The 21,546-nt window shown below is 67.9% G+C and carries 16 protein-coding genes and 1 pseudogene; 8 read left to right on the top strand and 9 right to left on the bottom strand.

The window, feature by feature from the left end:
* The first annotated feature begins 19 nt into the window (after positions 1-19).
* Both G5A07_RS17675 and G5A07_RS17670 read left to right on the top strand, forming a co-directional pair.
* Complete coding sequence (locus G5A07_RS17675) at positions 20-406, top strand: diacylglycerol kinase (protein WP_071305338.1); 387 nt, start codon at positions 20-22, stop codon at positions 404-406.
* 73 nt (positions 407-479) lie between these two features.
* Positions 480-2,291: a phosphoethanolamine--lipid A transferase gene (locus G5A07_RS17670; protein WP_191863711.1), complete on the top strand. Its 1,812-nt coding sequence runs from the start codon at positions 480-482 to the stop codon at positions 2,289-2,291.
* Here the strand turns inward: G5A07_RS17670 and G5A07_RS17665 are convergent.
* A complete protein-coding gene (locus tag G5A07_RS17665) occupies positions 2,195-3,115 on the bottom strand; it encodes a M14 family metallocarboxypeptidase (protein ID WP_043396360.1) in 921 nt (306 codons plus the stop codon). The two genes, G5A07_RS17670 and G5A07_RS17665, sit on opposite strands and share 97 nt — an antisense overlap.
* A gap of 146 nt (positions 3,116-3,261) precedes the next feature.
* Here G5A07_RS17665 and G5A07_RS17660 point away from each other — a divergent pair, with 146 nt between their 5' ends.
* From G5A07_RS17660 to G5A07_RS17635, 6 genes and pseudogenes are all read left to right on the top strand, one after another.
* Positions 3,262-3,915 (top strand): DUF3348 family protein, encoded by a 654-nt coding sequence (locus G5A07_RS17660; RefSeq protein ID WP_010485248.1) that lies wholly within the window; start codon positions 3,262-3,264, stop codon positions 3,913-3,915.
* 10 nt (positions 3,916-3,925) lie between these two features.
* Complete coding sequence (locus G5A07_RS17655) at positions 3,926-6,190, top strand: DUF802 domain-containing protein (RefSeq protein WP_191863710.1); 2,265 nt, start codon at positions 3,926-3,928, stop codon at positions 6,188-6,190.
* On the top strand, positions 6,187-6,825 hold the full coding sequence (locus tag G5A07_RS17650; RefSeq protein ID WP_049480903.1) for an OmpA family protein: 639 nt from the start codon (positions 6,187-6,189) through the stop codon (positions 6,823-6,825). Before G5A07_RS17655 ends, G5A07_RS17650 begins: the two co-directional genes overlap by 4 nt.
* Positions 6,815-7,192 (top strand): DUF2894 domain-containing protein, encoded by a 378-nt coding sequence (locus G5A07_RS17645; RefSeq protein ID WP_049480901.1) that lies wholly within the window; start codon positions 6,815-6,817, stop codon positions 7,190-7,192. Before G5A07_RS17650 ends, G5A07_RS17645 begins: the two co-directional genes overlap by 11 nt.
* Positions 7,193-7,476: 284 nt before the next feature.
* Positions 7,477-9,794, top strand: a pseudogene (locus G5A07_RS17640) (TonB-dependent receptor).
* Between the two features lie 21 nt (positions 9,795-9,815).
* On the top strand, positions 9,816-11,273 hold the full coding sequence (locus G5A07_RS17635; RefSeq protein WP_191863709.1) for an esterase-like activity of phytase family protein: 1,458 nt from the start codon (positions 9,816-9,818) through the stop codon (positions 11,271-11,273).
* Positions 11,274-11,411: 138 nt separating this feature from the next.
* Here G5A07_RS17635 and G5A07_RS17630 read toward each other — a convergent pair whose 3' ends face one another.
* From G5A07_RS17630 to G5A07_RS17595, 8 genes are all read right to left on the bottom strand, one after another.
* Positions 11,412-12,170: a 2,3-dihydro-2,3-dihydroxybenzoate dehydrogenase gene (locus tag G5A07_RS17630; protein WP_049480895.1), complete on the bottom strand. Its 759-nt coding sequence runs from the start codon at positions 12,168-12,170 to the stop codon at positions 11,412-11,414.
* Complete coding sequence (locus G5A07_RS17625) at positions 12,161-16,051, bottom strand: enterobactin synthase subunit F (RefSeq protein ID WP_191863708.1); 3,891 nt, start codon at positions 16,049-16,051, stop codon at positions 12,161-12,163. The genes G5A07_RS17630 and G5A07_RS17625 overlap by 10 nt, the downstream gene beginning before the upstream one ends.
* Positions 16,048-16,305, bottom strand: a complete 258-nt coding sequence (locus tag G5A07_RS17620; protein ID WP_010485231.1) for a phosphopantetheine-binding protein — start codon at positions 16,303-16,305, stop codon at positions 16,048-16,050. Before G5A07_RS17620 ends, G5A07_RS17625 begins: the two co-directional genes overlap by 4 nt.
* On the bottom strand, positions 16,305-16,937 hold the full coding sequence (locus G5A07_RS17615) for an isochorismatase family protein (RefSeq protein WP_019337843.1): 633 nt from the start codon (positions 16,935-16,937) through the stop codon (positions 16,305-16,307). The genes G5A07_RS17620 and G5A07_RS17615 overlap by 1 nt, the downstream gene beginning before the upstream one ends.
* Positions 16,937-18,589, bottom strand: coding sequence for an AMP-binding protein (locus G5A07_RS17610; protein ID WP_049455096.1), 1,653 nt, complete (start codon positions 18,587-18,589; stop codon positions 16,937-16,939). Before G5A07_RS17610 ends, G5A07_RS17615 begins: the two co-directional genes overlap by 1 nt.
* Positions 18,586-19,779 (bottom strand): isochorismate synthase, encoded by a 1,194-nt coding sequence (locus tag G5A07_RS17605; protein ID WP_010485225.1) that lies wholly within the window; start codon positions 19,777-19,779, stop codon positions 18,586-18,588. Before G5A07_RS17605 ends, G5A07_RS17610 begins: the two co-directional genes overlap by 4 nt.
* Positions 19,776-20,972, bottom strand: coding sequence for an MFS transporter (locus tag G5A07_RS17600; protein WP_191863707.1), 1,197 nt, complete (start codon positions 20,970-20,972; stop codon positions 19,776-19,778). Before G5A07_RS17600 ends, G5A07_RS17605 begins: the two co-directional genes overlap by 4 nt.
* 154 nt (positions 20,973-21,126) lie before the next feature.
* Complete coding sequence (locus G5A07_RS17595) at positions 21,127-21,438, bottom strand: DUF3817 domain-containing protein (protein WP_010485221.1); 312 nt, start codon at positions 21,436-21,438, stop codon at positions 21,127-21,129.
* Positions 21,439-21,546 lie beyond the last annotated feature (108 nt).

The raw sequence follows: 21,546 nt of genomic DNA, 5'->3' as shown, positions 1-21,546 counted from the left end.
ACTTCACGGCGGAAACGGCATGCAGCACCCCAAGGACAGCGGCAAGTACCCGCACGGCAAGAGCGGCCTGAGCCGCATCTTCCACACCCTCATCCATTCGCGCGATGGTTTCATCGCCACCTTCCGCGGCGAGGCGGCCTTTCGCCAACTGCTGCTTCTGCACGCGCTGTTGATCATTGCAGCGTTCGTGCTGGACATCAGCAAGCTCGACCGGGCGCTGGTGCTGGCGGTCTGCTTCATCAGCCTGCTGGTGGAACTGCTCAACTCGGCGATCGAAGCAGTGGTCGATCGCATCTCACTGGAACAGCATCCACTGTCCAAGAACGCCAAGGACATGGGCAGCGCCGCGCAGACCACCGCACTGTTGATGGTGGGCGCGGTGTGGGGCGTGATCCTGCTGGGCTAGTCCGCCCAACCTGACAACTTCCTGATAAAGCGGTTTCGATACTGCGCGCACTCCCGCTCCACGGAACCTGCTCGTGCGTCAACGCCGCCGTTTTCCACGGCCCCATCCGATCGTTCTGGTCTGGGCCACCGCACTGTTCTTCACCACGATTGGAAACATCGCCCTCTGGAAGACGCTGTGGGGGCTGATCGACCTCAACAGCCTGCGCAGCGTGCTGTTCCTGGCCAGCTTGCCGGTGGTGCTTTTCTGCCTGTTCAACCTGCTGCTGACGCCACTGCTGGCACTGCCGTTCCTGCGCAGGCCGCTGCTGGTGCTGCTCGTTGTCGTCAGCGCCGCCTGCAGCTACTTCATGCTGCACTACAACGTGCTGATCGATCGCAGCATGGTGCAGAACGTGTTCGAGACCAACCAGGCTGAACTGAACGCCTATCTGTCGCTGCCACTGCTGTTGACCCTGCTGGCGCTGGGCGGGCTGCCCGCGACCGGGCTGGTCCTGATGCGCACCGCCAGCGGGGCGGGCTCGATACGTTCGTTCCTGGTGTGGCCAGTCAACGTCCTGGTATCCATGATGGTGCTGCTGGCGATCGGCTTTGCGTTCTACAAGGACTATTCGTCATTGCTTCGCAACAACCGCTACATCCGCGACCAGGTGCTGCCGTTGAACGTGGTGCGGCATACCCACGGTTACCTGAAGAGCCTCTACAGCACCCGCCAGCAACCGCTGCGCGCGATTGGCATGGACGCACGGCGCGCGCCGGGCCCGCGCCCGAAGCTGGTGATCCTGGTCGTCGGCGAGACCGCGCGATCACAGAACTTCCAGCTCAACGGCTACCCACGCGCGACCAATCCCCGGCTCTCGCGCAAGGAAGGCGTCATCAGCTTCAATGATGTCTCCTCATGCGGGACCGCCACGGCCATCTCGGTGCCGTGCATGTTCTCGCAGATGACCCGAGGCCAGTACGACGACGTGCGCGCCGCAACCGAGGAGAACGTGCTCGACATCCTGCAGCGCACCGGCATCAGCGTGCTCTGGCGCAACAACAACAACGGCGGCTGCAAGAGCGTGTGCGAACGCGTACCGATGGAGGACATGCCTGCGCTGAAGGTGGCCGGCCAGTGCGTCAACGCCGACGGCACCTGCTACGACGACGTGCTGCTGCACCAGTTGGGCGCACGCATCGATGCCATCAACGGCGACGCCCTGATCGTGCTGCATCAGCTCGGCAGTCATGGGCCGACCTACTTTGAACGGTATCCCGCAGCGTCGCGGGCTTTCAGCCCGACCTGCGACAGCAACCAGATCCAGCATTGCAGCAACGAGGCGCTGGTCAACACCTACGACAACACTCTGGTCCACACCGACCACCTGCTGGGCAAGGCCATCGACCTGCTGCAGGGCTATGCGGACCAGCGTGATGTCGCACTGATCTATGTGTCCGACCATGGCGAGTCGCTGGGCGAACGCGGGATGTACCTGCACGGCACGCCCTACTTCATCGCCCCGCGCGAGCAGACCCAGGTGCCGATGGTGATGTGGTTCTCACCGGAATTCAGCCGCAACGCAGGCCTGGACCTGGCCTGCCTGCACCAGAATGCCCTGCACCGGGCGCACAGCCACGACAACCTCTTCCACTCGCTGCTGGGCCTGTTCGCGGTCAACAGCGGGGTGTACCAGCACGATCTGGATGTGTTCGCAGGTTGCCGCGCGTCGGCTTCGCCGGCTGTGGCCACCTCACCGGCCAAAGAAAGGCGCCGGCTGATGCCGGTCGCTGCCCGGAACGTGGCGCGCTACTGCGCCGCCAGGGCGAAATCCAGGCCCGCACACACCGCCGCCACCTGGGCGTCGTTGCATTCCTGCGGGTTGGTGCGCGGGCTGTCCGGGTAGACCTCGGTGGTGGTGGCAAAGCGCGCGTCGGTGAAGCCGGCGCAGGCGCCGATCGAACGCGATTCACCCCAGACCACGCCCGGCGACTGCAGCGGCAGGCCGACCAGGTTGCCTTCGGCATCGGCCGGGGCGATATGGGTGACCGGGGCCACGGCGGTGATCAATGCCTTCTGGAACTCGGCCTGCGGATCTTCGCTGTTGCCGATCACGTAGAAACCATCCGGAATGGTGTCGCGCTCGAATGGCTTGCCGTCGCGGGCACAACGCGCCGGATCGAACTCCTGCAGGTCGCTGTCGGTGGTCTCGTGCAGGTCCAGGTGCACCAGCAGGTTCGGCTTGCGCTCGGCCACCCAGGCCATCAGGGCGGCGGCTTCCACGATCTGGCCGCCGTCACGGAAGCTGCGGTTGGGGTCGATGGCGTCCGGGTTCCAGCGCTGGATGCGCTCGTAGCCCCACGGGCTGACGCACGGCGCCACGATCAGGTTCAGCCGGCCCAGGTAACGCTCCGCCTGCTGCTCCAGGAACTGCAGGGCACCGTGCACGCCGCTGGTCTCGTAGCCATGCACGCCACCGGTGATCAGCGCGGTCGGCAGCGCCGGGTTCCAGTCGTGGTTGACCACGGCGAACAGCGGGTAATGGTCCGGCGCATAGTCCAGCTGGCCGTACTGGATCACATCGAAGCTGTCGTCCAGGCGCTCGAGCGCGGCCACCACGTCGTCGTGGTAGCTGCGCCGGCGCTGCTGGCGGGCCCGCCACTGTGCGCGTTCCGCGTCGCCCCAGGGCTGTCCGGGGGTGCCGATCGGGTAGAACTGCGCAACGGTCATTGGGGAACTCCAGGGGTCGAACGGGATGGGTGCAGCCGGACATTCTAAGCCTTGTCGCGCCTGCGGGCGCCCCCGCCCCGCCCCGCCTTCATCCAGCCGGGGTCATCTGGTTGTAAAATCAATGGTTTTTGGCCCCTCACCCCTTGATGGCGAACGCAGCGCAGCCGGTCCTGGGTGGACCGGAGTTCCTCCGCCTGCTCGCCCGTCTCAGCGACGGCGCGATGCCGGCCACCAGTCCCGCCCTGACCGATCGCCTCGGCCAGTGGGTGGACTGGAGCCGTGCCGTGGCCCTGTCCGGGGCGCTCGGCGGACGCCTGCCCGAGCCCGGTGAAGCCGCCGAAGCGGTCGAGGATGTACTGGCCGACTGCGCCCAGGCGCACGCCAGCCTGCTCGCCTCGATCAGTGAGGATGCCGAGGCCGAGCGCCTGCTGGACCTGGCCGAAGCTGCCGCCGCACCCAACTTCGCCTCGCTGCGCCAGCGCTACCGGGTACTGCAGCAGGCCATCCAGACCGCCACGGGCCGCCTGCGCGGCCGCCTGCGCGACCAGCTGGTGCAGGTTTCGCCCGAGCTGGCGCGGCTGGCCGAGGTCGATGCGGTGATGGAACAGACCCTCACCCCGCGCGAGCACAGCCTGCTGGCCACTGCGCCGGCCGTGCTCGGCGCCCGATTTGAACGCGTGCACGGCCAGCCCGGCTGGCGCACGGCCTTCCGCCATGACATGCGCACGCTGCTGCTCGCCGAGCTGCAGCTGCGCTTCCACCCGATCGAAGGGCTGCAAGACGCCCTGCGCTCCCACTGACCGGAACACCATGTCCAGAACTGCTTTCCATGTCGTTGTCTTCCTTGTCGGCCTGCTGGCCGTGTGCTGGATCGGCATTGGCTACGTTTCGGTGCATCCGCTGGGTGCAGCGGTGGCGGCGATCATCGCCGCCTGCTACATCGCCGGTGGCGTGGAGCTGTACCGCTACCGCCAGGCCAGCAACGGCCTGCGCGCCGCACTGAACGACCTGTCCAGCGCGAAGGAAAGCCTCGCCCCCTGGCTGGAGCGCGTGCCGGTAGGCCTGCGCAACGCCGTGCGCCTGCGCGTGGAGGGCGAGCGCACCGCCCTGCCCGCACCGGTGCTGACCCCTTACCTGGTCGGCCTGCTGGTGCTGCTGGGCATGCTCGGTACCCTGCTGGGCATGATGGACACGCTGCGTGGCACCGGACTGGCCCTGCAGAGCGCGACCGACATGGCCGCCATCCGCGGCTCGCTGGCCTCGCCGGTGCAGGGCCTGGCGGTGGCATTCGGTACCTCGATCGCCGGTGTGGCCAGCTCGGCCATGCTCGGCCTGCTGGCGGCGCTGCTGCGTCGGGATCGGCTGCAGGCCGTGCAGCAGCTGGACCGGGCCATTGCAGGCGACCTGCATCCCTACTCGCAGGCCTGGCAGCGCGCCGAGTCGCTGCGCCTGCTGCAGGCACAGTCCGCCGCACTGCCGGCACTGGTCGACCGCCTGCAGGCGATGACACAGACCTTTGAACAGCACAGCACGGCCGCCAACGAGCGCCTGCTGGCCGGCCAGGCCGAATTCCTGACCCAGAGCCAGGCGCTGCAGGAGCGCCTGGCGGTCTCGCTGCAGCAGTCGCTGCGCGAAGGCGCCGAAGCCAGTGCCGCCGCCATCGGGGGCGCGCTGCAGCCGATGGCCGAGACCACGCTGGCTGGCCTGGCCCGTCACAGCGAAGCACTGCACGCCCGCGTCGAGCGGGCCGTGCAGCAGCAGCTGGCTGGCCTGAGCGACGGTTTCGAGCGCAGCCGCGTTGCGACCGAAGCCAGCTGGGCCAAGGTCGTGAGTGAACAGAGCCAGGCACAGCAGGCCCTGGTGGACGATCTGCGCCAGCACCTGCAGGCCTTCAGCGATGGCCAGGGCACGCAGGCCGAAGCACTGGTCGCGCGCATCGGCGAGCGCCTGCAGGTCGATGCCAACGGCAACGCCGAGGCCTGGCGCGCCGCCATCGAGCAGCAGCAGGCACTGAACAGCGCGCTGGTCGAGCGCCAGCAGCAGGCGCTGCTGGCGGCCGGCCAGCAGCTGGACGAGCATGCGCAGGCATTGCTGCGGGCACTGGAGCAGCGTCACGACGCCAGCCAGTCGTTGCTGCAGGACCACGAACAGCAGCGCTCGCAGCAGTGGCAGGCCGCCCAGGCTGCCGCCGCAGCTGCGCACGCCGAACTGCAGGCCTGCCTGGACACTCGCGAACAGCAGCGCCAGGCGCGCTGGGACGCGGTCAGCGCCGAACTGCAGCAAGCCCACGCCGCGCTGCATGCGCAGCTGCAGGCCGGCGACGAACAGCGCCTGCAGCGCTGGAGCGATGCCTTGCAGCACGTTTCCACCGACCTGGCCGAGCGCCTGCGGGCCAACGGCGAGCGCCTGGCTGCGCAGCAGCAGCAGGTCTGCGACACGCTGGCGGCGACCGCACAGCAGATCGGCGAGAACGGTCGTGCACAGGCCAGCGCAACGCTGGCCGAAGTCTCCACCCTGCTGCAGACCGCGGCAGCCGCGCCGAAGGCCGCTGCCGACGTCATCAACGAACTGCGCAGCACGCTCTCTGAAAGCCTGGTGCGTGACAACGCAATGCTGGAAGAACGCGGTCGCCTGCTGGCCACCGTGCAGACCCTGCTCGATGCGATCAACCATGCCTCGCACGAACAGCGCACCGCCGTGGACGCGCTGGTTGGCGGATCGGCCGAGCTGCTGGAGCGCGTCGGCAACCGCTTCACCGACCATATCGCCGCCGAGACCGGGAAGCTGGACGGCATCGCCGCAGCGCTCAACGGCAGCGCCGGTGAAGTGGGCCAGTTGGCCAGCACCTTTGGTGAGGCGGTCGCGCAGTTCGGCAGTGCCTCCACCGAGCTTTCCGGCCGCCTGGAACAGATTGGCGGCGCACTGGATGCCTCGCTGGCCCGCAGCGATGAGCAGCTGGCCTACTACGTGGCGCAGGCGCGCGAGGTGGTCGACCTCAGCCTGCTGTCGCAGAAGCAGGTGATGGAAGAACTGCAGCAGCTGGCCACGCGCCGCGGCAAGGCCGGCAGCGCATGAGCGACGAGCTGGAGGTCGATGGCGGCTCACACGCCCCGATCTGGGCCGCCTTCGGCGACCTGATGTCGGTGCTGCTGGGTGCGTTCGTGCTGATCCTGGTCGGTGTGGTCGCGGTGCAGCTGGAGCTGTCGCAGCGGTTGGACCAGGAAGTGAAGCAGCGCCAGGCCGAAGCCAAGCGCCTGCAGACGCTCGAACAGGCACTGGCTGGCCCGCTGGCTGCCGGTCGCGTGACGCTGGTCGACGGCCGCATCGGCATCAGCGGCAGCGTGTTGTTCGCGCTCAACTCCGACCAGCTGCAGCCGGAAGGCCAGGAGCTGCTGCGCAGCCTGGCGGCACCGCTGGCCGCCTATCTGGGCAGTCGCGAAGAAATCCTCATGGTCAGCGGCTTCACCGATGATGCGCCGGTGCGCGAAGGCAACCGCCGCTTCGCCGACAACTGGGAGCTGTCCGCGCAGCGTTCGCTGACCGTGACCCGCACCCTGATTGCCGATGGCGTACCGGCCGACGCCGTGTTCGCCGCCGCGTTCGGCAGCGAGCAGCCGGTCAGCTCCAACGCCAATGAGGAAGGCCGTGCACGCAACCGTCGCGTGGAGATCGCACCGATTCCCAAGCCCAAGGCCACGGATGCCAAATAAGCCGCCAGCACTCGAAGGACTGCGCGCACTGGTGCGTGACCTCGATGCGGGGTCGCGGTCGCTGCCGCATTACCCGCAGGTGCCGATGCTGCAGCAGGTACAGCGCGAGTGGTCGGAACTGCGCAGCGAACTGCAGGTGCGCCGCTCGCTGCGCGCCGAGGCTCCGGCTGACGGCGGCCCGCTGAACTCGGCGGTGCTGGTGCAGCGCATGCTGGACACGATGCAGGCCACCAGCCCAGGTTACCTACGCCATTTCATCGACTACGTGGACACCCTGTCCTGGCTGCAGGCGCTGCAGGACGGTGCCGTGAGCGGTGGTGACACCGCAAAGCCGAAGCGCACGCGCAAGCCGCGCAACGCGGGTTGATCGCACAGTGACGCCGACCTCGTTCGGCGCCCCCGTAGACGCCAACCTTGGTTGGCGTTCCACCAACGACGCCGCGCATGCCAACCAAGGTTGGTATATATCAATGCATGCTCCGGCATGCCACGCGTGTAGCGGTGTCACCAGACAGTCATCTGTCTAGCGCACCATTTTCACGTGGGCCCACGGCGCGTGCAGCGCCTGCAGTCGCATCGCTTGTCTCCCCTTTTCAATTCCATGAGCTCCGCGCCAGCGCGGTGGCTCGTGCCTGCCTGAGTGTCTGCAACATGACGAAGACTTTGTTGGCCGCCGCGCTGTCGATCGCGCTTGCTCCCGCGGCCTGGGCGCAGGATGCTGCCCCGACCTCCCATGGCACGTCCGCCACCGACCTCGATGCGGTCTCGGTGATCGGCAGCGGTGAAGCGCGCCAGGTGCAGCGCATCACCCGCGAGAACCTCGACATCCTGCCGCCGGGTACCAGCCTGCAGAAGACCCTGAACCTGCTGCCGGGCGTCAACGCGCAGTCGGCCGATGCGCTGGGCACCAACGAGCAGTCGATGACCCTCAGCCTGCGTGGCTTCAACTCCACCCGCCTCGGCTACACGCTGGATGGCGTGCCGCTGGGCGATGGCGCGTACAACAACTACAACGGCCTGACCATCAACCGTGCGCTGATCAGCGAGAACATGGCCGGCGCCGAACTGGCCGTGGGCATCGGCAGCCTCGGCACGCCATCCACCAGCAACCTCGGCGGCACCATCTCGTACACCTCCGACCGCCCGGCGCAGGAACTCGGCGGCCGCGTGGTGCAGACCTTCGGCAGCGATGCCAACCGCCGCACCTTCGTGCGCGTGGACAGCGGCGAGTACAACGGCTTCTCCGGCTACGTTTCCGGCATGAACGCGGTCTCCGATCTGTGGAACGACCAGACCGCCTACAACAGATCCACCACCAAGCAGTTCAACGCCAAGGGCGTGTGGAACTTCGACCGCGGCCAGATCACCGGCTTCGTCGATACCTCGCGCACTACCCAGGCGGACTACTTCTACCTGTCCAAGGACGAGATGTCGCGCGGGCTGGGCTGGGACTGGGGCGGCTATGCGCCGGACTGGAACAAGGCCGTGGCCAAGGCCTACTGCAATACCGCCAGCTTCAACGCGAAGAAGTGCGACAGCAGCGGCCCGGACAAGGATGCCGACGGTGCGTTCACCGCCGGGCAGATCCTGCGCGATGACAACCTGTACTACCTGGCCGGCGATTTCTTCCTGGCCGATGGTTTCAGCCTGCGGGCCCTGGCCTACCACCACGACGACCGCGGCGAAGGCCACAACTGGAACAGCGGCGCGTGGTCGAACAAGGGCACCGCGCAGGAAATCCCGATCATCTTCCGCAACACGATCTATACCATCGACCGCGATGGCGGCAGCTGTCGTTCGATTGGGAACTGGGCGCGCACCGCATCGAGGGCGGCGTCTGGTACGAGCGCAACACCAGCAGCGCCGAGCGCTACCAGACCGCCGTGGACGGCCCGCGCGACCTGAGTGGCATGAACACCCTGCCCTCCCATGTCGGTGTGTTCGCCCAGCGCACGCGCTGGAAGACCCACCAGTTCTTCCTGAAGGACACCTGGCGCCTGCTCGATGATCGCCTGACACTGGAGTTCGGCGCCAAGAGCCCGCATGCCACCTCCGATGCGCAGGCCCTGCCGGGCGACGCGAAGGCACCGATCTCGCCGGCCTCCAACAACCAGTTCGCCACCGGCTCACTGAAGGCCAGCAAGAACTTCCTGCCCAGCATCGGCGCCAACTTCCGCCTGGCCGAGCATCACGAAGTGTTCGCCGGCTACGCCGAGAACATCGCCATGTTCCAGGGCGGCTTCAAGCTGGGCCCGCAGGCAGTCAGCCAGGCCACCTGGAACGCGCAGGGCAACCTGAAGCCGGAAGAATCCCGCTCGCTGGAGGCCGGCTACCGCTTCGTCACCGATACCCTGCAGGCCTCGGTCGCGGCCTACAGCGTGCGTTTCGACAACCGCCTGCTGCAGTACAACCCCTGCGACTCGCGGCAGCCGGTCGGCCCGACCTGCGGCAACCGCTTCTACAACGTGGGCGGCGTCGACAGCCGTGGTGCCGAGCTGACCGTGCTGTGGACCCCGAACGAGCACTTCAGCTGGTACACCTCGGCCTCGCTGAACCGCTCGACCTATGCGTCGAACTACGTGCAGGCCGGCGTCGAGCAGCAGATCAAGGGCAAGATCCAGACCGATACACCCAAGCAGCTGCTGGCCACCGAGATCACCTGGCGCGACAACGGCTGGTTCGCCAGCCTGCGCGGCAAGTACACCGGCGAACGCTTCTACACCTACACCAACGACCAGGGCTTCGGCGGCTTTACCGTGTTCGATCTGGCCGGTGGCTATGACTTCGGCCAGGTCGGCTTCGCCAAGGGCATGCGCGTGTCGTTCAACGTGACCAACCTGACCAACAAGCGCTGTGCCAGCAACCTGGATTCGAGCGTGTTCGCGCCCAGCGATCCGGCCGGAAAGCTGTACGTGTTCCATGCCTCGGCGCCGCGCCAGGTGTTCGGTACCATTGACCTTCGCTTCTGATCGACGGCCTGGAGTCCACCGATGCTTGCTAGTGCCCTGCTGCTGGCCACCCTCTCCGCCAGCGGATACTCCGCTCCGCACGAGGCCGCTGGCGCACCGCCACGCACCTTGCAGTTAGGCGGTCGCACTTACGTGGATAAAGGTCTGGTCGCCGCCGGGCGGTTGCCCGCGGGCACGGTGGATTTCCTCGGCGACACGCTGGGCTCGTTCTCGTCGCTGGCGGTGCAGCCCGGCACCTGGAAACGGACCGCCAACGGCTACGAGGGTGTGCTGTGGACCCTGCCCGACCGTGGCCGCAACGATCCCGAGGCCGGCCTGTTCTACGACTACGCCGGCCGCGTGGAGCGCATGCAGCTGCGCATCGACGTTTCCCCGGGCAAGTCCGAGCTTGGCACGCTGACGATGGCGCCCGACAAGGGCGTGGTACTGAAGGATTTCAACGGGCAGCCGTTCACCGGTGCCGACCCGGGCGACCACACGGTCACCCAGCGCCAGGTGGTGCTGCCTTCGCCGGCCAGCGGCGCCGGTGCGGGCAAGGTCTCGCTGGATGCTGAGTCACTGCAGTTCACCGCAGATGGCCACTTCTATATCGGCGACGAGTACACCGCCAACGTCTACTACTTCGATGCGCAGGGCCAGGTGCAGGGTGTGATCGTGGCACCGCCCGCGATCCGTCCGCAGCGCGACGGCAAGCCGGCGTTCGGTTCGCTGGCGCCACCGCAGACCGGCCGACGCAACAACCAGGGCGTGGAAGGCATGGGCCTGTCACCCGACGGCAGCCGCCTGTTCGTCGCCCTGCAGAGCGCGACGCTGCAGGACAGCGCGCAGGGCAACGCGGCGGGCCGCATCAACACCCGCGTGCTGGTCTACGACGTGACGGCCTCGCCAACGCCACAGCAGCCGATCGGCCATTACGTGATGGCTTTGCCTGCCTACGCGCACGACGGCAAGGGCAAGCTGGACCGAACCGCGGCGCAGAGCGAGCTGCGCGCGCTGGACGGCCATCGCTTCCTGCTGCTGGCCCGCGACGGAAACGGGCTGGGCAAGGACGGCGATGACCCGATCGTCTACAAGTCGGTGCTGCTGGTCGATGTGGCCGATGCCACCAACCTGGCCGAAAGTGCCTATGAAACCGGCACGGCCTCGGTTCTGGCCGACCCGACCGACACCGCGCTGAAGCCGGAGATCATGCCAGCACGCAGCGACGAACTGCTGAACCTGCTGGACCGCCCGCAGTTGGCCCGTGCCGGGCTGGACCTGGACACAAAGCGCGGCCCACATGCCGGACTGCTGTCAGAGAAGTGGGAAGCCATGGACGTGCTGCCGGCGCTGGACCCGCAGCACCCGAACGACGTACTGCTGCTGATCGGCAACGACAACGACTTCATCGCCCGCCACTGCCGCATGCAGGGCCAGGCCTGCGACAGCCCGTACGACAACGACAACCGCGTGCTGGTGTACCGCCTGACCCTGCCTTGAATCGTCGCCGTGCTTGGCCCGCCGCTACCGGATCAACTCGCTGTTTGTTGTAGGGCCGAGCCCATGCTCGGCTGCTTTTCCTTCAGGCATCCGTATCTCTGAAGGAACAGCCGAGCATGGGCTCGGCTCTACAAAAGCTCACCCACGCAGGGTGGCGCCGCCGTCCACATACAGGTCGCTCATCGCCACATGCCCGGCCTGTTCGGAGAGCAGGAACATCACCGAGTGCGCGATGTCCTCCGGGGTGGCCAGCTTGCGCAGCGGAATGCCGGCCTTGTAGGTTTCAAGGTTGCCAGCGATCACCCGCTCGGCACCATGCTCGTCCAGCCACATGCCGGTCTGCATCGGGGTCAGTGTTGAACCCGGGGCCACGATGTTGCAGCGGATGCCCAGCGGCGCCAGTTCCAGCCCGAGGCAGCGAGAAAACATCGTGGCGGCGGCCTTGGAGGCCGCATAGGCCGCCATGCCGTGCCTTGGTACACCGGCCGCATTCGAGCTGACGGTAACGATCGCGCCCTGCCGACGCGGTGACATCACCCGCGCCAACGCCCTTCCGACATGGAACACGCCATCGGCATTGACTGCAAACACCCGGCGCCAGTCGTCGTCGGTGGTCCCGGTGACGCCGCCCACATGCAGTACGCCGGCCACGCTGGCGGCCAGCATGATCGGCCCGATGCTGGACTCGACCTGATCCACCAAGGCGTCCACGGCGGCGCTGTCGGTTACATCGAGTGCGAGCGACTTCACCCGGGTATCGGCCACGCGCGGCGTCTCGCGATCGGTCGCCACCACCGTGCAGCCGGCCTCGGCCAACAGCCGTACCAACGCCTCGCCGATGCCGCCGGATGCACCCGTAACCAACGCCACGCGGCCGTCGAAACCGGTCAACTGCATGTTGCGATCTCCTGTTGCTCATCCCAGTGGCGCAGCCGCGCCGACAACCACGGCGCCAGCTGCGCCACCGCATCGCGGCCGGTCAGTTCGGCGTGCAGGAACGGCAGTTCCAGCGCCTGCACCCTGCGCGCGTGGGTCCGCCACAACGTCGATTGCAGCTGTGGCCGCGCTTGATGATCCCGACCAGCACGGACGTGCACCAGCGTGCCGTCGAACGGTTGGTGAATATGTTCGCGGATCAGTCGATTGGTGCCGGTCACCGCGCGCACCACGCCATCGAGCACCACATCCGGCAGGCTGCCGAGTGCACTGCCGCCACGGCGCAGGAACCCCAGAATGCGTTCACGGCTGTCGAGTTCCGGATGCGCATCCGGATCGTGGCCGGCAATCGCCAGCAATGCCCGCAATGCGGCGATGGGATCGGGTTCCGGTTCGGCCCGCCAGCACTCGCTGGGATACGCGTCCAGCAGCACCAGCTCGCCGACGTCGCGGCCGATTTCATGCAGGCGCACCGCCATCGCCTGGGCGAGGATGCCACCTACCGACCAGCCCAGCAGATGCACTGGCCCCTTCGGCTGTAGTGCGACCACGCGCTGCACGTAGTCGTTGGCCATCGCCTCGATGCTGCTCGGCAGCGGCTGCCGGGCGTCCAGTGCCGGCGACTGCAGGCCGTACACCGGGCGTGCCGGCTGCAGTGCCCGGGCCAGGGTGCGGTAGTTCCAGGCGATCCCCCCGGCCGGATGGAGCACGAACAGCGGCGTGGGCCCGGCGGCGTCGGTTGCGGCCAATGCGATTACCGGCCCCAGTGCGTGATCGGCCAGCGCGGGAGGCTCGGCAATACGAACCGCCAGTGCGGCCACGGTGGGCTGCGCAAACAAGGCACCCAGACCCAGATCGCAGCGCCAGCGCTGCTCGATCGCCAGCAGCAGGTGCACCGCCGACAGCGAATCACCACCGAGACTGAAGAAATCTGCATCCACCGCCACCGGCGCCTCACGCCCAAGCGCCTGTGCGAACAGCAACGCCAGCTCCTGTTCCAGCGGCGTGCGCGGTGCCAATCCAGCGACGTCATGCTGTGGTGGTTTCGGCAACGCGTTGCGGTCGAGCTTGCCGTTGGCGGTCACCGGCCAGTGGTCCACGCCGACAAACGCCGAGGGCACCATATAGTCCGGCACGCGCGTGGCCAGGTGGCTGCGCAGCATTACGGCATCGGCAAGCGCGGTTGGCACATAGGCCACCAGACGCACTTCGCCGGGAGCATCCTGGCGCAGCAGCACTTCCACCCGCTCCATGCCAGGCAGCTCGCGCAGTGCCGCCTCGATCTCGCCCAGTTCGATGCGCAGGCCGCGCAGTTTCACCTGGTGGTCGCTGCGGCCGAGATACTCGACCGCACCATCGCGGCGCCAACGGGCTACGTCGCCGGTGCGGTAGATACGCTCGCCCGCCCGGAACGGATCTGCAATGAAACGTTCGGCAGTCAGATCATCGCGACCGAGATAGCCACGCGCCAGCTGGACGCCACCCAGGTACAGGTCACCGGGCACGCCCACCGGCACCGGCTGCATCCGGGCGTCCAGCACGTACAGGCGGGTGTTCCAGACCGGGAACCCGATCGGCACCGGCCGCGAACGATCCTGCGCCGACGCCGGCCAGTAGCTGACGTCCACCGCAGCTTCGGTCGGGCCATACAGGTTGTGCAGCTCGGCGTGCACACGCGCGTGGAAGCGGTCGCGGGACGAAGCATCCAGCGCCTCGCCACTGGTGAACACCCGTCGCAGCTGCAGCCCTTCGGAGGCCGGTGCAGCGAGGAAGGCATTCAACATCGATGGCACGAAATGCGCCGTGGTGATGCCATGCTCGCGGATCAGCCGCGCCAGTTCAGTGGGATCGCGATGCGCGTCCGGCCCGGCGACCACCAGCGTGGCCCCGCACAGCAGCGGCAGGAAGAACTCCCAGACCGAGACGTCGAAGGTGGCCGGGGTCTTCTGCAGCACGCGGTCATCGGCGCGGATGTCGTAGTGCTCGCGCATCCACAGCAGGCGGTTGACGATGGCACGGTGTTCGATGACCACGCCTTTGGGCTCGCCGGTCGAGCCGGAGGTATAGATCACGTAGGCCGCATCGTCAGGTGCCGGATCGGCCCACGGTGCGGCAAAACTCAGCGCAGTCCACTGCTCCGGCGCGAGCACCGGTACGCCGGCCACGCGCGCCGATACGTCCGCCGCAGCCAGTACGCACACCGGCTGTGCCGACGCGAAAATACGTGCCAGCCGCTCATCGGGATGGGCCAGGTCCAGCGGAAGGTAGGCCGCGCCTGCTCGCAGCACCGCGACCAGAGCGATCACTAGCTCCAGCGAGCGCGGCAATGCCACCGCCACCACGCTGCCCGGGCCGACATCCATTGCCCGCAGCTGTGCCGCCAGCGCGAAGCTGCGCGCTTCCAGCGTTGCGTAGTCCAGCGTAGTGTCGCCGAACACCAGTGCCGGCGCGTGCGGGTCCCGATCCATGCCCTGCTGCAGCAGCTCGACCAGGGTCGTCTCCGGCAGCGCGTGCGCGGTGGCATTGAAACCGTGCAGCACCTGCTGCGCCTCCTCGGGCGTCGCCAGAGGTACGGCTGCGATATCGTCAGCCTGCAGTGCCGCCGACACGAAATGCAGCAACCGCGCCGCGTGCGCCTCGACATCCTCGCGACTGTACAGCGCGGGATTGGCCTCGATCTCCAGATCCAGCAGACGCTGGCCATCGCCGCGGAAGCCCAGCGTCAGGTCATCCACCGGCCCGGTGCACAGCACCTCCAGCGTCGCCTGCACGCCCGTCAGCGCCAGCGGCTTGTAGAACGGCTGCACATTTACCATGGGACCGTGCAGGCGCTGCTGCGCGCCCACCAGGCCCAGATCCCGGCGCAGTTGCTCGCCTCGGTAAAGGCCGTGCTTGCGCCCTTGGCTGAGCTGCCGGCCCAGGCTGCGGGTAAAGGTTTCGACGCTGCCCTCGCCGGCGGCCACGCGCAGCGGCAACACATTCATCACCATCGCCGGTACCCGTACCGACGCGTTGCCAAGCCGGCCCATGTAGGGCACGCCCAGCACCACTTCATCGGCCGCGCTCATCCGCCGCAGGTACTCGGCCGACAACGCGGCCAGCACGTCTGGCCAGGGCTGCAACCAACGTACCGATGCCTGCAGCAACTGCTCACGGAATGCCGCATCGAGCGGCTGCACCCAGCGCAGCGCGTCGTCACTGGCCGCGAGCGTACCGGCCAGGCCGACGCCCGCCGGTGCCCCCTGCATGTGCTCGCGCCACCACTGCCCGGCCTGCGTGCGGCGCGGGTCGGCACGATAGGCGGCATCATCGGCCAGCACGCCAGTCAGCCCCGGCAGTGGCTCACCGGTACGACCGGCATACAACGCGCACACGCGATCAGTGAACAGCGCCATGCCGTAACCATCGGTGGCCAGATGATGCACACGCAGGTACCAGACCCAGCGCTGCCCGCCCAGCTCAAGCAGCACCTGCTGACTGATCCGGTCGCGGGTGGGATCGACCGGGCTCAGCCGGTCGGCGTGCATCAGGTTGCGGGCCGCAGCGGCGGGATCCGTCTCGGTGGACACATCACGCACCGAAAGCAACGGCACGTGTGCGGGGTCATGCCACTGCAGCGGCTGGCCATCGGCCCCTTCGGCAAAGCGCAGCGCGAAGGCCTCTGCCTCAATTGCAGCCTGGTCTGCCGCTGCGACGAACGTAGCCACATCCAATGGCCCCTCGATCCACACCGCATGTGCCGTGTTGAACGACGGGTTGTCCGGTGCCAGCCGCTGTGCGAACCACAGTCCCGCCTGGGCCTCGGTCAATGCCACCGGCGTGGCCAGCGCGACGGCGTTCATGCGCTCTGCGCGGCCTGCAGCGTCTGCACCACGTTCCACCACTGGCGCAGCGTGGTGTGTTCGGCCAACTGCGAGAACTCCAGCGGCAGGCCGGTGTTGCCCCAGGCCAGGACCAGGCCGAGCATGCGCATCGAATCCAGGTCCAGGTCGATCAGGTTGTCGTCGTCACCGATCTCTGCCGGTGTGCACTCCAGCACGCGCGCCACATCGGCACGCATCCGCTCCAGATCCAGCACCTCACCCGTGGCAGCCATCACAGCACCTCCAGCAGCTGGTCGGTGGTCATCGGCACCCCGCTGGTGCGTGCGATCCAGTGCAGCGCCTGATCATGATCGGCACGCGAGAAGTCCGCCACCGCGTCAGCGGCGATGAAGGCCTCGATGTCACGCTGGAAGGCCTCGACCACGGTCGCGGTGCAGCCGATATGGGCGTACACGCCGGTCACCAGCAGCTGGTCGCGCCCACGTACCCGCATCAGCGTCTCCAGGTTGCTGCGCTGGAAGGCGCTGTAGCGGTGCTTCACCAGCACGTGCTCGCCTGGCTGCGGTGCCAGCGCCTCGATGATCGGCTCGTGGTCGGCGCTGCGGCGCATGCCCGGCCCCCACAGATCGGCCTGCAGGCCACGGTCACGGCGATCCTGGTCACCATGCTGGGCGGTGTAGAACACCGGAATGCCGTGCGCGCGGCAGTGCGCCAGCAGCCGTGCGATGTTGTCCACGGCCGGCCGTAGCGGTGCATTACCGGCGTCGAAGGCGGCCAGGAAGTAACGCTGCATGTCGTGCACCAACAGCGCGACACGAGCGCGCTGCGGGCGCCACGGGCCACGCGCCTGCGGCAGTTCGGCGGCAGTCGGCAAGGGATAATCGGTGATACGGGGCAGCGCCATCAGCGCGTTCCTCCTGTCTGTTGCAGATGACGCGCACGCAATTGCGCGCGCAGTTCGCGGCGGCTGATCTTGCCGACCGCAGTGGTATCGAAACTGTCGACGAACACGACCTGGTCGGGCACCTTGAACGCCGCCAAGCCGCGCCCGCGCATCCAGGCCTTCAGTGCCGGGGCCTTGAACGGTTCGCCCTGCGCGATCACGAACGCACAGCTGCGCTCGCCCAGATACTCATCGGGAATGGAGACCACGGCGGCGTCGAACACACCCGGGTGCGCCAGCAGGTGGTCCTCGATCTCCTCAGCGGAGATCTTCTCGCCAGCGCGGTTGATGTGGTCACCCGCACGGCCCTGTACCACCAGATAGCCACCGGGCAGCTGCTGCACACGGTCGCCGGTGCGATAGAAGCCGTCGTCGGTGAACGAGCGCGCATTGGCCACCGCATCGTTGTGGTAGCCACGGATGGTGTACGGGCCACGGGTGAGTAGATGCCCCACCTCGCCCTCGGCCACCGGCTGGTCATGGTCATCGACCACGCGCACTTCATCATCCGGACTGATCGGTCGCCCCTGGCAGGCCACGATCAGTTCTTCCGGATCATCCAGGCGGGTGTAGTTCACCAGCCCTTCGGCCATGCCGAATACCTGCTGCAAGGTACAGCCGAGGCCGTCGATCACCCGCCGCGCGGCTTCCGGCACCAGCTTGGCGCCGCCCACCTGCAGTACCTGCAGGCTGGACAGGTCATGCCTGCTGGTGGCGGCGGCCTGCGCCCACAGCAACGCCAGCGGCGGCACCAGGCCACAGCAGGTCACCCGCTCCCGTGCGATCAGCGGGAAGGCCGCATCCGGTCCGGGGCCGGGGCTGAGCACCACGCGGGCACCGGCGTACAGCGCGCCGAAGAAGCCGGGCGAGCTCATCGGGAAGTTGTGCGCAGCCGGCAGCGCGACCAGGTAGACGCTGTCGCGGTCTATGCCGCAGAGGTCATTGCTGGCGCGGAACGAGTAGATGTAGTCGTCGTGGGTACGCGGAATCAGCTTGGACAGCCCGGTGCTGCCTCCGGAAATCTGCAGGAACGCTACCGATTGCGGGTCCGGATCGACCGGCAGCTGGCTGCGATCGCCCTGCAGCGCCTCCAGCGCGACGAACTCCGCCGCATCGCCGTCGATCACCACATGGCGAACCGCCGGGACCTCGGCCTGCAGCGCCCGCGCCAGCCCGCGGTGATCGAAGCCGTCGTGCAGTGCCGTGGTGATGTAGGCACTGGCTTCGGCCTTGCTGGCGAAGTGCACCAGCTCGGTGATGCGGTGCGCCGGCAACGCGTACACCGGCACCAGCCCGGCACGGAACAGGCCACAGACCGTGGTGATGAAGCCTGCCGTGTTGCCCAGCTGCACCAGCACCCGCCCCCCTGGCTGCAGGCCCAGCGCCAACAGGCCGGCGCCGATCCGCCCGGCCTCGTGCCACAGCTGTGCATAGCTCAGGCGGACGTCGCCGGCGACCACCGCGATGTCATCGGCATAGCGTTCTGCACGGTCGCGCAGGAACGCCGGGAAGGTCTCGCCACGCCAGTGACCGGCCTCGCGATAGCGCGCCACCAGCGCGTCGGGCCACACCTGCTGCAGTGGCAGGCGGGAGGATTCAACGGAAGCATTCATGCGGCAGGCTCGATGGCGGGCGCGGATTCATGGACACCCAGCGCGTTCAACAGGGCAGCAAACTTCGCTGCGGTTTCAGCCACCTCGGCCTCGGGGTGCGACTCGGCGACGATGCCGGCACCGGCATACAGGCGCAGTTGCGTGCCCTGCAGGCGCGCGCAGCGGATCGCCACGTACCAGTCGCCGTCACCCTGCGCGTCCAACCAACCCACGGCGCCGGCATAGAAGCCACGCGGTACAGGTTCCAGCTCGCGGATGCGCTGCAGCGCCGCCAACCGCGGCGTACCGCAGACCGCCGGCGTGGGATGCAGCTGTGCCAACAGCTCGGCCGCCGATGTCTGCGGATCCTTCAGGGTGGCGTGGATGCGGGTGCCGAGGTGCCACATGCTGGCGGTGGCATGCAGCACCGGGCGCGGCTGTGCATCGATGTGGCTGCAGTACGGCGCCAGGCCTTCGACGATGGCTTCGACCACGTGGCGGTGCTCGTCGTGGTCCTTGGTCGAGGCCAGCAGCGCCTGCGCCGCACGCTCGTCCTCGGCGGCATCGGCACTGCGCCGCGCGGAACCCGCCAACGGATGCGACAACAGTTCGGCGCCGCGCTTGCGCAGCAGCAGCTCCGGCGTCGCACCGACCAGCCAGGCCGGTGCCTGGCCCAGCTCCACCGGAAGCGGCACCGCGTAGGTCGCCACCGACGGATCCGCGCCCAGGCGTGCCAGCAGCACGTCCGGAGAAAGCGCCTGGCGGGTGCGTGCCAGCAGGCTGCGCGCCAGCACCACCTTATGCAGGTTCTGCTCGGGCGCACGCAAGGCCTGCACTGCCGCAGCGACTGCAGCGGCATAGTCCTGCGGCACAGGTTCGGCCCGCAGGGCGCCGTCCAGCGGCGGTGCGGCCTGCGGCTGCAGTGCCAGCGCCGGCAGCAGGCGCTCGGGCTGGTACAGCGCATCGTCGGCACGCGGCTCGAACGGCACCGCGCCAACCAGCAGGCCCGGGCCGCCACGCTGCTGGGCAAAGAACTCCGAAACGCGCTCTGCCAACGTCGCCAGTGCACCGGCTGGCAACGTGGCGCGGCAACCGCGGGCGTGCACGTGCTGGCCGGCATGCCGCAGCAGGAACAGCGACGCGTCGTCGGTGCTCTCCTGTGGTGCTGGCGCAGCCTCCGGCCACGCGCCCTGCATCAGGGAATCGTTCATGGGGTCTCCTTCATCCGATGCGCTGCGGCCAGCGCGCACAGCAACAGCAGCAGCGCGCCCACCAGCAGGTAAGGCAGGCTTGGCCCGCCGCGATACAACAGCGTGCCGAGCATCGGCCCGGCCACCATGCCCAGCCCTTGCGCGGCCGCCACGGTGCCTGCGGCGGCGCCCTGCTCGTGCGCCTCTACCGCATCGGCGGCCAGCGCCTGGAACGAGGGGAATACGAAGCCCATGCCGAACGCAGCCAGCGCATACGCCGCAGGCAATTGCCAGGCCTGCTGCACGCCCGCCACCGAAGTGAAGCCGATGCCGGAAATGAGAGCGCCGAGGACGATCCAGCGACGTGGATGCACCTCCAGCTTCATCACCAGCGCCTGCGCCAGGATCAGGCCGACGCCAACGGCGGTGAGTGCAATGCCGGCCATGCGTGCACCAGCCGCCGCATCCAGGCCCAGGCGATCGATCGCGAAGAAGCCGACCGTGACCTGCGCGATGGTCACCGAGACCATCGCGATGAACGCCGCCAGCTGTGGCAGGCGCAGGCGTGGGTCGAGGCGGCTCATCGGCGTGCGGCGCTGTGCGGACGCGCCCACCACGGGCGGTGTAGCCGGCAGCCGCCAGGCCAGCAATGCCAGTGCCAGCAACGGCAGCAGCGCGGCCACGTACAGCGCCAGCGACAGGTTCGTATAGGCCAGCCAGCCCGCGGCGGCCGGGCCGAGCACCATGCCCAGCGCGTTGGCACTGCCCAGGCGGGCGAGGAATTTTGCACGCTGTCCGGTGGGTGCCCTGTCGGCGATCAGCGCCGCTGCGGTAGGAGGCACAGCCGCGTAGAACAGGCCGATCAGGCCACGCGCACCGACCAGCACCAGCACTGACACCAGCACCGGCGGCACTGCCTGCAGGGCGACATCGATGAACACCGCCAGCGCGATATAGACGACGGTGTAGGCGCTCATCGCCAGCATCAGCACGCGTTTGCGGCCGATGCGGTCGCTGAGCTGGCCCCAGGGGCGCGCGGCCAGCATCCACAGCACGCCTGCGGCGGTGACCGACAGGCCGGCATGCCACTCGGACAGGCCGAGCATGCGGACCACCGGGCCGATCACAGCGACGAAGGACATCATCGCTATGGTGCCGATCAGGGCAGCCAACACCAGCGCCGGCAAGCCGGGAACGACGGGACGTGCGTGCATGAAACACCAGCCGTAACAGGAAAGGATTGGCCGGGCGCGTCTGCACGCCCCACCCGGCACCCGCCCCACTCAGGACCGGATGCCACCCTCAAATGATAACGGCTCGTATTTGCATTTGATACCCATTCTCTTGAATGGGCATGCAACAGTGGGTTCAGCGCATTGCACGCAGGCCCAGCAGGCCACGGCGCTTGAACCACCACTCCAGCGGCAGCGTCACCAACGGCGGGATGGCCGCCAGCAGGGCCAGGGCACTGGCCCACCACGGCCAGCGCAGGCGCACCGCCGCAAACAGCGTGACCGCCACGTACACCAGGAAGGCCACGCCGTGCAGGGGCCCGAACAGCTTCACCAGCGCCACGTTGGTCATGGGGCCGTATTTCATCCACATGCCGATGAGCAGGCCGGCCCAGGTCACGGCCTCGATGAAAGCGACCGCTGCGAACAGGCGTCCGGTCGGGTGCATGGGGGAACGTTGGGTCACGCGGGGCTCCGGCATCGGGATATCAAATGCGAATGATACGCAGATGCGAACGCCATGTAGAGTCGAGATCCTATGTTCGTGGTCAAGCCT

Source organism: Stenotrophomonas sp. AS012628, from assembly GCF_010608305.1.
In the GTDB taxonomy this organism is placed as follows: domain Bacteria; phylum Pseudomonadota; class Gammaproteobacteria; order Xanthomonadales; family Xanthomonadaceae; genus Stenotrophomonas; species Stenotrophomonas geniculata.
This window is presented reverse-complemented; position numbering and strand designations above follow the sequence as displayed.

Coding starts and splice junctions, on each gene's coding strand:
- G5A07_RS17675 (WP_071305338.1), top strand. CDS start 20: ATGCAGCACCCCAAGGACAGCGGCAAGTACCCGCACGGCAAGAGCGGC.
- G5A07_RS17665 (WP_043396360.1), bottom strand. CDS start 3,115: ATGACCGTTGCGCAGTTCTACCCGATCGGCACCCCCGGACAGCCCTGG.
- G5A07_RS17660 (WP_010485248.1), top strand. CDS start 3,262: ATGGCGAACGCAGCGCAGCCGGTCCTGGGTGGACCGGAGTTCCTCCGC.
- G5A07_RS17655 (WP_191863710.1), top strand. CDS start 3,926: ATGTCCAGAACTGCTTTCCATGTCGTTGTCTTCCTTGTCGGCCTGCTG.
- G5A07_RS17650 (WP_049480903.1), top strand. CDS start 6,187: ATGAGCGACGAGCTGGAGGTCGATGGCGGCTCACACGCCCCGATCTGG.
- G5A07_RS17645 (WP_049480901.1), top strand. CDS start 6,815: ATGCCAAATAAGCCGCCAGCACTCGAAGGACTGCGCGCACTGGTGCGT.
- G5A07_RS17635 (WP_191863709.1), top strand. CDS start 9,816: ATGCTTGCTAGTGCCCTGCTGCTGGCCACCCTCTCCGCCAGCGGATAC.
- G5A07_RS17630 (WP_049480895.1), bottom strand. CDS start 12,170: ATGCAGTTGACCGGTTTCGACGGCCGCGTGGCGTTGGTTACGGGTGCA.
- G5A07_RS17625 (WP_191863708.1), bottom strand. CDS start 16,051: ATGAACGCCGTCGCGCTGGCCACGCCGGTGGCATTGACCGAGGCCCAG.
- G5A07_RS17620 (WP_010485231.1), bottom strand. CDS start 16,305: ATGGCTGCCACGGGTGAGGTGCTGGATCTGGAGCGGATGCGTGCCGAT.
- G5A07_RS17615 (WP_019337843.1), bottom strand. CDS start 16,937: ATGGCGCTGCCCCGTATCACCGATTATCCCTTGCCGACTGCCGCCGAA.
- G5A07_RS17610 (WP_049455096.1), bottom strand. CDS start 18,589: ATGAATGCTTCCGTTGAATCCTCCCGCCTGCCACTGCAGCAGGTGTGG.
- G5A07_RS17605 (WP_010485225.1), bottom strand. CDS start 19,779: ATGAACGATTCCCTGATGCAGGGCGCGTGGCCGGAGGCTGCGCCAGCA.
- G5A07_RS17600 (WP_191863707.1), bottom strand. CDS start 20,972: ATGCACGCACGTCCCGTCGTTCCCGGCTTGCCGGCGCTGGTGTTGGCT.
- G5A07_RS17595 (WP_010485221.1), bottom strand. CDS start 21,438: ATGCACCCGACCGGACGCCTGTTCGCAGCGGTCGCTTTCATCGAGGCC.